General features: G+C 41.2%; 6 protein-coding genes. 2 read left to right on the top strand and 4 right to left on the bottom strand.

All coding sequences use genetic code 11. The annotated features are described in order from the left end of the window. Nucleotides 1-546: 546 nt before the first annotated feature. The gene (locus H6G17_RS12555; RefSeq protein ID WP_347276426.1) at nt 547-6,288 is read left to right on the top strand and encodes an Ig-like domain-containing protein; all 5,742 of its coding nucleotides are present in this window, start codon (nt 547-549) and stop codon (nt 6,286-6,288) included. A 16-nt stretch (nt 6,289-6,304) separates the two neighbouring features. On the opposite strand, the gene ilvA is transcribed toward H6G17_RS12555, so the two are convergent. The 3 genes from ilvA to H6G17_RS12570 all read right to left on the bottom strand — a co-directional run bounded on the left by ilvA (nt 6,305) and on the right by H6G17_RS12570 (nt 12,791). After that, nucleotides 6,305-7,816 carry a threonine ammonia-lyase, biosynthetic gene (ilvA, locus tag H6G17_RS12560; RefSeq protein WP_192157552.1) on the bottom strand — a complete coding sequence of 504 codons (1,512 nt, stop codon included), beginning with the start codon at nt 7,814-7,816 and terminating at the stop codon, nt 6,305-6,307. 242 nt (nt 7,817-8,058) lie between these two features. After that, on the bottom strand, nt 8,059-9,900 hold the full coding sequence (locus tag H6G17_RS12565) for a GGDEF domain-containing response regulator (protein WP_192157554.1): 1,842 nt from the start codon (nt 9,898-9,900) through the stop codon (nt 8,059-8,061). Continuing rightward, the gene (locus H6G17_RS12570) at nt 9,897-12,791 is read right to left on the bottom strand and encodes a hybrid sensor histidine kinase/response regulator (protein WP_192157556.1); all 2,895 of its coding nucleotides are present in this window, start codon (nt 12,789-12,791) and stop codon (nt 9,897-9,899) included. The genes H6G17_RS12565 and H6G17_RS12570 overlap by 4 nt, the downstream gene beginning before the upstream one ends. Before the next feature lie 247 nt (nt 12,792-13,038). Here H6G17_RS12570 and H6G17_RS12575 point away from each other — a divergent pair, with 247 nt between their 5' ends. Further along, on the top strand, nt 13,039-13,863 hold the full coding sequence (locus H6G17_RS12575; protein WP_192157558.1) for a M90 family metallopeptidase: 825 nt from the start codon (nt 13,039-13,041) through the stop codon (nt 13,861-13,863). A 48-nt stretch (nt 13,864-13,911) separates the two neighbouring features. On the opposite strand, the gene H6G17_RS12580 is transcribed toward H6G17_RS12575, so the two are convergent. Further along, complete coding sequence (locus H6G17_RS12580) at nt 13,912-14,364, bottom strand: tetratricopeptide repeat protein (protein ID WP_192157560.1); 453 nt, start codon at nt 14,362-14,364, stop codon at nt 13,912-13,914. Between the last annotated feature and the right edge of the window lie 152 nt (nt 14,365-14,516).

Consider the following 14,516-nt stretch of genomic DNA (forward strand, 5'->3'; position numbering starts at 1 on the left):
TGTCCATATAGCACTCCAAATCTGACTATAATTTCTTAAATATATACCCTATTTGGTAAGATATATGGACTTTCTCTGTATATTCACAAATTAACCTGAGATTGAATCACTATAAAATCCATGTTGAATTAGCTTTACTAACATATCTCCTAACCAAGGCACTACTATCAAGAAAGTAAACTACTATCTAGTAACGTTGCTCAATAATTATCGGAGAAGTAATTTCGTCTTGAATTTGAATTAGTAGTTGGCTTAAACATTGTTCATAAGTGGGGCGCTTAATCTAACGTACTAAACCAGAGGCAACTAATGCTTGATGGAATTCAGATAATTCGAGAGATTGAAGTTAGTGGAGTATTTGTTTGAGGATTACCTGAGACATTAATATTGACTCGCGATCGCACTTTCTCATCCATCTATTTTACAAACGTGTAATACCAGAAAACAAAACTAGTAAAGAATTGTAGGGATTTCGGAACCAAGTAGCCGCATGAGCTATCACAGGAATACTGTGCGAGTAAAGCGAGGCGAACCGTGGTTAGGGGCGTGAGAATTTGGTGGCATTTCCTGTTGGTGCTAACACTTATACTAGGTATAGCAGGATGCGGTACAGCGCGGTTATCGGAAAACGAACCACTACCAATAGTTGCAGCGATTCCACCGCCACCATTACCAAATTGGATTGAACAAATTAGTCCGATTGGAGAAGCTGAAACAAAAGCCCAAATTCGGATTCGGTTTAAAGAGGCGCTGATTCCAGTTGAAAGTATTGATAGCAGCCAAGATATTTTAAAGAAATTTGAGCTTTATCCACCCTTGCCAGGGCAATTTCGCTTTCTCACGCCGCGCATGGTAGGATGGCAAGGCGATCGCGCTTTACCGAAAGCTACGCGAGTTAGAATTACCCTGAAAGCTGGATTATCAGACTTAAAAAATCATCGTTTAGATAAAGATCTTGCTTGGACTTTCAGCACTGAAGCAATTAAGTTATTCAACTTACCAGGAATTGAGCCTAATTCAGAATCTTCATCTGAACCTTTAGGTTTGCAACCAACGCTAAAATTTACTTCTAATGTCGAACTGAATTTAGATTCTTTAGCAAAACATGCCCAACTTGTAGCAGAGGAGAAAAAACAAAGCGTATCGCTAAAAATTCAGTTGGAGAAACAGGAAGCGACTGAGGAAGATAACTCATCTCCAGAAAAATTCGCTCCTGCTAATCGCGATTGGAATTATACCATAATACCGCAACAAAATCTAGACGAAGCAACTCGTTATCGTTTAGAGTTTGCCCGTGGTTTGCTACCTTTACAGGGTAATTTACCGAGTACCTCTACTTTTGCAACCCAGGTAAAAACTTACGCGCCTTTAGCATTTGATAAAATTCAGTATATCGGACAGGCGGATGCTGGTGGAGCTTACGGTAGATTTGTTCAAGGTAGTCCTCAACTAATATTTAATAATGGGTTGGTAGCAGAATCAGCGATCGCCAATATTACGATTCAGCCAGCACCTAAACAATCGCCTCGTTTGGTACAGGCTTACGAAGGTAATAATATAGTCAATCTCAATCCCTATGCTTTAGAACCAGCAACGACTTATACTGTGACTTTGAGAGCTAATATTAAAGATAAGTTTGGGCAAACTCTCGGTAAACCAATTACTCAAAAATTTACTACTGGGGATGTTTCCCCTGATATTTGGGTTCCCGCAGATTTGAATATCTTTCCTGATGGCAAAGATTTACAACTGAATATTAGCACGGTTAATTTACCTGAGTCGAGGTATAAAGCAGCTTATAAAGTCGTACAACCAGAAGATTTAGTTTACATTGATTCCGCTTATCCTAGAGGTGATGGTAACGATTTACTTCCTTCTCCGAGTTCTTGGCAAAAATTCCCTGTTAAAGGACGCAAGAATCAATCGGTTGATACGACTGTTCCTCTACGAGAAAAACTGGGTAACTCTACAGGAATGCTAGCTTATGGCGTGCAAGCACGGACTAATAGTTACACGGAAAATGGTAAGCAACAATGGCGCGAACCAACATTTTACGGATTAGTACAGTTAACTAATTTGGGTGTATTTAGTCAGTGGTTTCCCGATTCAGGTTTGATTCGAGTTCATCATCTTTCAGACGGTGCATCTGTAGCAAATGCAAATATAGAAATTTACGAATCTAAATTAGAGGCAAAATCTAGAATTGTACCCGTAGCTTGTGCGGTTGGGAAAACCGATTTAACTGGAACTTTACTACTAAATCGTCAAGATTTGCAGTCTTGCATGAGGGGTAAGGAGTTTAATACACCACCTAAATTACTCGTAATTGCCCGTGAAGGTGAAGACTGGGCTTTTGCGCGGAGTGAAGAGTATAGCGGTTCCTATGGCTACGGGATTGATGCGGGATGGAACAGCAACGAAATTGAATCGCGGGGTACGATTTTCTCAGATCGTCAATTATACCAGCCAGGGGAAAAGGCTGAGTTGACTGGTGCAGCTTATTACTTACAAAATGGCGTTATAAAACAAGATAAAAATGTATCTTATCAAGTCACGCTAGAAAATCCAAGCGGTGAAAAGACAGATTTAGGCACTCAAACCACAAATGAATTCGGGACGTTTTCTCTAGAATTGCCTTTAAGTTCCAATCAACCTTTAGGATACTATTCAATTCGTGCTAAAGGTGAAAGTGGAGCAGAAATTTCAGGTGAATTTCGCGTAGCTGAATTTAAACCACCTAATTTTAAAGTAGAACTGAATTTAGATAAAGAATTCGTACTATCTGACGATAAAATTGCAGCTACAGCCCAAAGTAATTATTTATTTGGTGCGCCTGTAGAAGGAGGACAAGCACAATATTACGTCACTCGCAGCCAAACTAATTTTAATCCTCAAGGCTGGGAACAATTTTCATTTGGACGACAGTGGTTTTGGCCCGAAGAAAGCCCTAATATTACTAGTGATGTATTGCGATCGCGTCAAATATTAGATGCAGCAGGGAAAAGCAGTCAAGTTGTCCCTGTAGCTAAGGATTTACCTTATCCGATGACATATCGCGTAGACGTGCAGATATCAGATGTTTCCAATCTATCTGTAGCTGATTCTCGCACGTTTACGGCACTACCGAGCGATCGCCTCATTGGTTTGCAAAGCGATTTTGTCGCCGATGCTGGTAGATCTTTTCCAATTCAAGTTATCGTCACCGATCCTACAGGCAAAGCTGTGACAGGGCAACAAGTCCGCGTCGAGTTACAAGAAATGAAATACAGCAGTGTTACCCAAGTGGTTGAAGGTAGCCAAACCCCTCACAATCAAGTGGAATACAAAACGGTAGTACAAACGCAAACATCATCTAGCGATACTCCTCAAACTGTTTATCTGACTCCGCCAGCATCCGGTTCTTACCGCATCCGCGCTAATTTTACCAATGCTAAAGATGAAAGCACTGCTACTGATACGCAAATTTGGGTGACAGGCGATAATGGGGTAAACTGGGGCGATCGCTACAAGAACAATCGCTTAGAACTCAAGCTGGATAAAGATAGCTATCAACCTGGAGAAACAGCCACAGTCTTAATTCAATCACCATATCCCGAAGCTGAGTTGTATTTGGCAGTGGTACGCCACAATACTCTATATCGTACAATTGTTCCTGTCAAAGGTGGTGCGCCGCAAATTCAATTTCAAGTCACCGCAGATATGTTACCAAACGCCGCAGTCGAAGCGGTACTCGTGCGTCAAGGGACTCCCATATCTCAAATCGAACCAGGAAGTTTAGCAAATTTGGTACGAATTGGGTTTGTACCGTTCAAGATTAATTTAGAGGATAAGTATTTAAAAGTGCAAGTGAAACCTGAAAAGCGATCGCTTGCTCCTGGTGAAGCACAAACTGTTGAATTACAATTACAAGATGGAGTAGGAAATCCCCTGCAAGGACAGTTTGCTGTCATGGTGGTGAATGAAGCCGTGTTGCAACTTAGCGGCTATCGACCACCAGATCTGGTACAAACAGTATACGCCGAACAACCGATTTCTACCCGTTTTGCCGATAATCGTCCCAATGTAATTTTATCACCCCTATCATCTCCCCTCGATAAAGGTTGGGGTTACGGTGGCGGAAATTCGGCGGGATTGGCAAGTACCCGCGTGCGGACAAACTTTCAACCTCTAGCTTACTACAACGGCGCGGTGCAGACAGATGCAAGTGGAAAGGCGAGAGTTACGTTTACCTTACCCGATGACTTAACAACTTGGCGAGTCATGGCGGTTGCTACCGATGGCGATTTGCGTTTTGGAAATGGGGAAGAAACGTTTATTGCGACTAAACCGTTATTATCTAATCCAATTCTGCCGCAATTTGCTCGGATAGGCGATCGCTTTGATGCAGGTTTGTCTGTCACCAATACTACAGGGCAATCGGGGACGCTAGCAATTCAAGGTACTGTAGATGGTTCCGTACAATTTGCCGACAATAACTCTGGTGATTTATCAATCCCGACAAAATCTGGTACGAGTGCTTATCGTTTCCCCTTTGTTGCTACTCGTGCAGGCAAGTCTACAGTCAAATTTACCACGCAATTAGATAGTACAACCGATGCTTTTGCCGTACCGTTGGAAGTCAAACCGCTAGAAGTGACAGAACAAGTGGTAGAGTCAGGAGTAACAAGCGATCGCACTTCCATTCCTTTAAATATCGATAACAATGTCGTTCCCGATGTCGGCGGATTAGAAATTTCCTTAGCGAGTACGCCAATTGCGAATATTACCGCGCCAGTTCGACAAGTTCTAGATGAGGAACTACTGCCCTTTTTAGAACCAGCCGCCAGTCAATTAGCGATCGCGGCAAATTTACAAATTCTTTCTCAACAATACGGGCAAATTGTAACTGATTTCAATCCCATTAAACAAGCAACCCAAGCATTAGAACGCTTGCAAAAACTTCAGTCACTAGACGGCGGCTTTGCTAGCTTACCAGGAGAGAAGACATCCGATCCTTTTGTTTCTCCTTATGCAGCATCAGCAATTGCTACAGCTCAAACCGCAGGATTCGATATTGATGCTAAAATGGTAAATCGTCTCAAAACTTACCTGCAAAAACTCCTAGCAAATCCCAGTCAATACGATTTTTGTAAAGAGTCGCCCTGTAAAGAACGAGTACGCTTAGAAGCAGCGATCGCATTATCAGAATTAGGCAACAAACAGAATGATTTTCTTGCCGATATTTATAACGGACGCGATCGCTTCGATCTCGTGACCAAAATTAAATTAGCACGATATCTGCATCTATTTCCAGAGTGGCAGCAAGAGGCGAAAATTCTGACGAATCAATTGCAAGAAATTGTCTATGAAACCGGACGTAGTGCCGTGGTAAACTTGCCTTCTGGTTGGCAGTGGTTGAATTCTCAGACTACAAGTCAAGCCCAAGCCTTAAGGTTGTTTATCGATACTAAGGCAAAGCCAAAAGTTTTAAACCGATTGTTACAAGGACTCCTGGCGTTGCGCCGAGAAGGAACTTGGCAGACAACCTATGATAATGCTGAAGCACTGGCTGCTTTGGTGCAATATATGCGGGTAGAGACGTTACATATAACGTCTCTACAACCTACACCGCCTAACTTTACTGCCAACGTGCAACTAGGAGGTAAAAACTTAAGTACAACTCAATTTGAAGGCTACCGCAAGCCTAGTGTAGATCTCTCCGTACCCATGACTCAGCTACCCCGTGGGCAAAAAAATTTAAATCTAACTTTGAAAAAATCCGGTCGCGGGATGTTACACTACCTACTTGCCTACCGCTATCGCCTCCAGGGAGAACAACCAGGACGCTTAAACGGACTCAGGGTGACGCGAGAAATTCGTCCGGCTAACGAAACAAAGGCATTGCGGCGAATTGGCTTATATGCCCCTGCCGAACCCTTGACAGTGCCAGTCGGACAAGTGTTTGATATAGGCTTAGAAATAATTAGCGATCGCCCCGTGGATCGAGTGGTAATCACAGATCCTCTCCCTGCCGGATTTGAGGCTGTCGATACGAGTTTTCAAACCGCTACGCCTTACTTCCAACCGCAACAAGATAGCTGGGAAATTGGCTATCAAACAATATACCGCGATCGCGTGGTAGCCTATAGCGACAGGCTAGAATCAGGAGTCTATCAACTCCATTATCTCGTGCGATCGGTCACTCCAGGCACGTTTCTTTGGTCTGGTGCAGAGGTACATTTACAATATGCCCCAGAAGAATTTGGACGTTGTAGTTCGTCGCGGTTAATAATTCAAGATTCGCAGTGAGATTTTTACTCTCCATCTACCCCAAAAACAACTTATACGCCGGATTTTGACTTTCATCCCAATAATTCAATCCCAGCGTATCGAGAAACGCCTGCCACTGTTCCATTTCCTGGGGCGGAACTTGCATTCCCACTACGGCGCGTCCGTAGTCTGCCCCGTTGTTGCGGTAGTGAAACAAGCTAATATTCCAATTGGGACTCATAGAAGCAACAAACTGCATCAATGCCCCAGGACGTTCGGGAAACTCAAATCGATAGAGTAATTCGTTGCTAGCGAGAGAAGATTTTCCCCCTACCATGTGCCGCAAGTGTAATTTTGTCAGTTCGTCATCGGTTAAGTCGATGGTTTTTAATCCTACTGCTTCAAAGTTAGCTACCATCTTGGCTGCATCGGCGCGATTTTCAATTTGTACGCCGACAAAAATATGCGCTTCTTTTTCGTCGGCAATCCGATAGTTAAACTCAGTTAAATTGCGCTTGCCAATACATTCGCAAAACTGCCGCAGACTGCCCCTTTGTTCGGGAATTGTCACGGCAAAGATAGCTTCGCGACGTTCGCCCAACTCTGCACGTTCGGCTACAAATCGCAGGCGATCGAAATTCATATTAGCACCGCAGGCGACAGCGACTAACGTTTGTCCCTGAATTTGTTCGCGTTCTGCATAAGTTTTAGCAGCCGCGATCGCTAATGCCCCCGCTGGTTCTAAAATCGATCGCGTATCTTCAAATACGTCTTTGATTGCGGCGCAGGTATCATCTGTATCCACCAGAATGATGTCATCGACATACTGCTGGCACAAGCGAAAGGTTTCTTCCCCCACTTCCCGCACCGCTACCCCATCGGCAAATAAGCCAACTTGCGGCAATCTTACCCTTTTTCCAGCTTTAAGAGACTGATACATCGCATCAGCATCTACGGGTTCTACGCCGATAATTTTAATTTCAGGGCGCAATCTTTTCACATACGCCGCAATTCCCGAAATTAAACCACCACCTCCAATTGCCACAAAAATCGCGTGAATTGGTTGTTGGCACTGTCGTAAAATTTCCATCCCAATCGTACCCTGTCCGGCAATCACATACGGATCGTCAAAGGGATGAATGAACGTCATGCCTTTTTCGGCTTCTAATTGACGGGCATGAGTATAGGCATCATCGTATGTATTCCCATGCAATACCACCTCTCCTCCATAAGATCTGACTGCATTTATCTTGACTTGGGGAGTCGTCACGGGCATGACGATAATAGCGCGAGTTCCCAACTGGCGGGCTGCAAGCGCAACTCCTTGAGCGTGGTTTCCGGCAGATGCAGCAATGACACCCTGTGCCAACAACTCCGGTGCCAGTTGTACCATCTTGTTATAAGCCCCCCGCAATTTGAAGGAAAAGACTGACTGCATATCCTCTCGCTTCAGCAGGAGTTTGTTGTTGATTCGAGTTGAGAGATTTGCAGCGTATTCTAGTGGAGATTCCTGGGCAACATCGTAAACGCGGGCAGTCAGAATTTGGACGAGATAATCGCAATACATGGGGGGAGGCGAGCAAATACCTATGAAGGATAATTTTACGCTACATTGCGTTCCCGTTTTTGCACAGACTTCGATCCCCCCTAGCCCCCCTTAATAAGGGGAGGACACTTTGACGCGACGTGCTACAACGGGGGGCGACGAAGTTCGCGATCGCGCCACCTCCGCAACGCAGAAGCAAATCAAGTCGGGAAGGAGCGCACACGCAAGTGTCCGTGGGTTGGGGGGATCTTCACACGAAGTAGTCACAAAGAATTAACATGAGAATTTTTAGTTAAGAGCACTTCTGCTAGCTGAAAGTTGACGGGTGTACCAAAGAAATACCCCTGCGCTTCGTCACACCCCAACTTTTTTAATAGAGTTAGTTGATGAGATGTTTCTACTCCTTCGGCGATCGCTTTAATTCCTAAAGTGTGAGCTAGAGTAATAATTGTCCTCACTATTTCACAATTCTTTCCTTCCGCGTCAATCGGACTGACAAAAGAGCGATCGATTTTCAGTGCGTCTATTGGAAAACGGTGTAAATAACTTAAAGAGGAATATCCCGTGCCAAAATCATCAATACTGAGTTGAATGTTTTGCTCTTTAATTTGGAAGAGAAGTTCGATCGTCTTTTCTCCTCGATCCATCAGCATAGTTTCAGTCAGTTCTAACTTGAGATTTTTTCCATTTAATCCAGTACGATCCAGAATTTTAGCTAACTTATCTACCAGATCGAATTGCTGAATTTGCTTGCTGGAAAGATTGACACTAATATATAAAGATGTAGTAGCAAATTTTTGCTGCCAAATATATAACTGTTGGCAAGCTTCCTGTAAAATCCATTCACCAATCGGTACAATTAAGCCAGTTTCTTCGGCGATCTCAATGAAATCTCCTGGATCGATCAATCCCCTTTTTGGATGTTGCCAGCGTAATAAGGCTTCAAAACCCGTCAATCTTCCAGTTGCAACAGAGATAATTGGTTGATAATGTAATAGAAACTCTTGACGTTCCAAGGCATAACGCAAATCTATTTCTAGTTGTGAAAGATGCAACGTTCGGTCGTACATTTCGCGATCGAAGATTGCATAACGTCCTTTTCCTAAAGCTTTAGCGCGATACATCGCAATATCGGCATCCCGCAGCAACTCATTGACAGTTTGATAAGTTGTCGAACCAAAAACAATACCAATACTAGCCCCAATATAGACTTTACATTCACCTAAATGAATTGGAGTAGTTAGTTTCTCTAACAATCGTTCGGCAATTGCGATCGCGTCTTGAATATCTTGTAGATCTTCTAATAAAATAGTAAACTCATCTCCACTCAAACGCGCCACAGTATCAACCTCACGCGAGCATTCTTTTAGGATATGAGAGATAGCAATTAATAGGCGATCGCCGACAGCATGTCCCCAACTATCATTAATAATTTTGAAGCGATCGAGATCGACAAATAAAACGGCACACAAATAATCTTTATTTCTAGTAATACGATGTAGAGCTTTTTGTAAATGCTCCATAAATAAAGTTCGATTGGGTAAACCTGTCAGAGCATCATGTAAAGCTTGATAAAATAGCTTTGCTTGGGTTTTTTTATGCTGAGCAATTTCTCGATCTCTTTGCTGAATAACTTCTTCTAGTTGTATGGTTCTTTGTCTAACTTTTTGTTCTAATTCAAGATTTAATTGATAGATTTCTGCCTTTGCTGCTTGCAATGCTAATTGATGTCGGATGCGAACTACAACTTCTTCAATATGAAATGGCTTTGTAATATAGTCTACCCCACCAACTGCAAAACCTTTGACTTTATCAAAAACATCATCTAGCGCACTCAAAAAAATTACGGGAATATGACTTGTTGAAAAGTCCAACTTTAGCTTTTCACAGACTTCATATCCATCCATTTCTGGCATTTTAATATCTAACAAGATCAAATGAGGCGGCTCTTTTCTAGCTGTAATTAATGCCATAGCACCATTTTTAGCGCAGCGCACTTTATAACCTCGTTCGATTAAAGCTGTAGACAAAACTCTCAAATTATCTGGAGTATCGTCAACAACTAAAATATTGGCATAATCAAAATTTAACTGAGCGTTATTCATAAATTAGCTGCGGCTTGAGCAAAATTCATAATCCGATCAAAATTAAATTCTTTAACTTCTTGTTGAAGAGATTGAGCTAATGCTTGATATTGTTCTGGTATTTGGGACACTAATTGAGCGATTTGTTCTTCGTCAAGCAAAGCTGCTGCTTCCGAGAGGTTCATCAGCCATTCATTTGACATAACTACTAAAGCTTCAGGTGTTAATTTTTCAACATCTGAATCTACAGAAGTCTTTTTAAATTCAATCCTTCTATAGATATATCGCACACCTAAAAATTGAGCCATTTTGTCAAAAATGACTTCTTCATGAAACGGTTTACGAACAAAATCATCGCAACCAGCCGAAAGAATAATTGCTTTCTCTTCTTCAAGTGTGCTGGCTGTCAGGGCAATAATTGCAGTAGCTTGTCCTTGAAGATGAGATTTAATCTGTTGAGTTGCATCATAACCATTCATCACAGGCATTCGCATATCCATCCAAATTAAATGCGGTTGCCATTTTTGCCACATTTCTATTGCTTCTTGTCCGTTAACTGCTTCTTTGACTTGAAATCCAATCGGTTGTAATAATCTGAATAAAAGCTGGCGATTCTCCCAGCGATCGTCTACGACTAAAATTCGATATTTCTGTTGATTTGGTTGTAGTCCAACAACTATATGAGTTCTTTTTTGTTCTCTAATATTGCTAGCTTCGCTGGCTAAGGCTTGAATATCAAATTGAAAAACCGTACCTTTTCCTAATTCGGAACTAACAGTAATCTTGCCTCCCATCAATTCGATAAAACTTTTAGCAATAGGCAAGCCTAAACCAGTTCCTTGTTGAGATTGTTTACCCGTCTCCGTTTGCATAAAAGCTTCAAATACACTATTAATTTCTGTAGGTGCAATACCTACACCAGTATCAGCAACTTCAAAATGAAGAGTTATCGGTCGTTGATTATTAGTTAGTGGTTGTAGATCGCTCGCTAATCTTGCTCGTAAAGTAACGCTACCAACCGAAGTAAATTTAATTGCATTTCCCAATAGATTAATTAACACTTGTCTCAATTTTTTGTCATCAGTTTTGATATATTGAGGTAGATCGTCACTACGTTCGATCGCCAACTGTAAACCTTTAGTTTCTGCTCGTAGTACCAACATCTCTTTAATTGAGTCCAACAAGACGTATAGATCGAAGTCGGTGAGATAAAGAGTCATTTTTCCTGACTCGATTTTGGCTAAATCTAATACGTCATTGATTAGCGAAAGCAAATGTTCGCCACTACGATTGATAATTCCCAAACTTTCCTGTTGCCGATCTGTTAAAGAAGATTCTCGATTCATCAGTTGGGAAAAACCCAGAATGGCGTTGAGAGGAGTCCGTAGTTCGTGACTCATATTTGCTAAAAATTCACTTTTAGCGCGATTGGCTAATTCTGCCGCAGTTTTAGCGTGTTGTAGTTCGATAGTTCTTTTCTCAACTCGTAGTTCGAGTTCGTCATTAGCTGTTTCTAATTCTTGATTTGCCCTATCTAATTGCTCGTTGACTCGGACAAATTCTTTGTTTTTGCGATCGAGTTCTTGATTTGTTTGGGCTAAATTAGCAAAGGATGCTTGTAATTGTTGCCCCATCTCATTGAAAGATCGCGATAATATTCCTAGTTCAACGATGTTTTTAACTTCTACTCGTTGGTTCAAATCTCCTTTGGCGATCGCTTTTGAGGCTTTGCTCATACGTAAAATTGGTTGAGAAATCCACCGAGAAGTTATTAACCCCAACAAAATTGCTATTAAGAGTGCTAAAAAACAAAGAAAAAATGTTATCTGGTTGTTAGTATGAATTTGTGTCATAAAATCTGATTCAGGAATGGTAGTTACAACTAACCAATCCAGCCCAAAATCATCTTTCCACGAAGTAACTCGAACGAGCTGACGTTCACCTTGTAATTGAAAAGCTAGTTGTTGTTCGTCTTTTATTTTTTGGAAATTACCAAACTTTTGTTGTAAATGTTTAGCAGTTCCTTGAATTTGACTGTCAGTACTATCGAGAGCGCTGATTCTTTTAGCTATGCCATTAACTAAGGTAAAAGGTTTTTCCGTACTAGAGGAAGCAATGAGTAAGCCATTGCGCTCGATAATAAAAGTTTTGGAGAATGGAGTAATGTTTAGTTGGTTTAAGAAATCATTAATACTACCTAAAAGTAGATCGACACCAATTACACCGACAAGTTGTTTTTGATTGTTGTAAATAGGACTAGTTGCAGTAATAGATATAAATCCTGCTAAACTTTCTCCATCCCAGTTAGATACAGCGCTCCAGGTTGGTTTTTTTGCCTCAATTGCATCCTTATACCAAGCTTCTGTTTGAGGATTGTAGTCATCATAAACTACTCTTAATTGAGTGCGATTACCTTGATTGTCTGTAGCGTATGTATGAGTTTTCCAATTAGTAGCGGCAGAGAGTTCATCAATAGTAACTCCCTGTCCTGCTAAAAATCTTCCCGCGCCAACATATTCTCCCGTAGTCAATACATAGGTAGCATAAGCTATTTCAGGATAAGTTTGTAGCTGTTTCCAAAAATAACGTCCTGTTGTTTTAAAGTCTTCTACATTCACCACTCCTAGTGCGACCGCATCATGATTAATCTGATTCAGTTTTTGAGGGGTGTCTAAATAACTATCGAGACGTTCGGATACGAGATTGCTACTTTTATCCATCAAGCGATCGACAAGATCGTTCACCGCTTGCTGACCGTTTTTAAATGAAAGATAGCCCACTAACCCCACTGCACCGATAGTTTGCAGCACAAAAGGTAATACTAAGACTAATCGTAGGGGTAGTCCTCTAAAGCTTTTAGCTCTTGAAATATCTTGCGCTTGTGGTGATGCGATTGGGCTAAACAATTTCATAGTTATCTACTAAGAGTACGAGCGTGAAAAGCACAAAAATTGGCTTTCTAGCTTTAAATTAATCAAAAAATTTCTTAAAATAACATTAGTCGGAGTAAGATACGACACATATCTGTCTGTATACTTAAATACTTTTCTTTTACCTGTGTAGTTAAATACTTTTCTTCTTTTGAAAAAAAATTAATTTTTGTTCGGACTATTTGAAAGCATTGAAACCTCTAAGTATTGAGGCTGCTATTGTAACTTTATGATAGAAACACTAACTATTATAATCGCGATCGCCTTCATTATTGCTGGAATTTTCATTCATCCTATTCTAATAAAAAAACGTCGCCATTACTATAAGCAGCTTTCTTTTCCTATACTGTGGAATGCAGTAATTAAAAATAATTTACCAATTTATTATTGTCTTTCCAAGGGCGATCGCCAGCGCTTGCAAGGACACATTCAAGTATTCTTAGCAGAAAAACAATTTATTGGTTGTAATGGTTTGCTAGTGACAGAAGAAATGAAAATAACGATCGCTGCTGTTGCTTGTTTACTTTTACTCAATGAAAGAGGCGAATACTTTTCAAAGTTGCGCTCTATTTTCATCTATCCCAGGACGTATTTTGTCAATGAAATCGCAAAAGTTGGAAGTTATATTGTAGAAGAAAAGCGCGTGGCAAGATTGGGAGAGTCTTGGACGAATGACCAATTAGTCTTATCTTGGGAACAGGTACAATACGATACTCGTAACTGGCAAGACGGTCGCAATATCGTACTGCATGAGTTTGCCCATCAGTTAGACCAGGAAGATGGTGAAGCTGAAGGCGTACCCATTTTGTCACGAAAATTAGATTATCCGATTTGGATGCAGGTGATGACAGCAGCGTATCAGCAACTTTGTCATGACGTACAACGAGGTAGAAAAACTGTTATGGATAGCTATGGAACGACAAATCCAGCTGAGTTTTTTGCCGTCGCTACAGAAACTTTTTTTGAAAAACCGCACCAATTACAGAAACAGCATTTAGCACTTTACAAATTATTGCAAAGTTATTATCAACTCGATCCCGTGCAGTGGGTTTAAGGTTATGACAATTTTTAGGATGCGTTAAACAACGCACCCTACTAGCTTTCACGTAGAAGAAGTCATAGCTGCGCTGTCAGAACGACCAACACCAAAAATGCCCTTCCACACTTGTACTAATCTGTAAACAAACGATCGCCGTTCGATTCCCAAGGCGCGATCGTAGCTAGCATAACACTGCTCGTAACGCCCTAAATAATTTAAAGCTACGCCTTTAAATAACCAAGCCTGTTTGTCTTTAGGGTTAATTGCCAAAGCGCGATCGCAATCTGTTAGCGCTGCTTCATTTTGTCCTAAATGAATCAATACAACTGCTCGCATCACTAAAGCAGTAGGATTGTCCTCATAAATTGTTATGGCTCGATTTAGGTAATTCAATGCTGCCGTGTATTTACCTAAATTGGCTAACTGAGTCCCCTTTTGCTGCCAAACCTTAGCAACTTCAACAGCAGATGGAAATTCATCAATCGAGGTCAATTTGTTATTAGTCGTTGCGGTCACAAAAGTTGTTTATTAAATGCGGGTTTGGAGTTTTTAACAAAACAGTGAGTACTTATATTTGCGTCTCAAGGTTCGGTTCAAACATCAAAAAAGTGATTTTCGCTACATAAAATCAACATATTTCATTTTCTCTCTGTCAAGTTTAGAGAAAA

The sequence above is a fragment of the Chroococcidiopsis sp. [FACHB-1243] genome (genome assembly GCF_014696895.1).
Classification (GTDB): Bacteria; Cyanobacteriota; Cyanobacteriia; order Cyanobacteriales; family Chroococcidiopsidaceae; genus Chroococcidiopsis.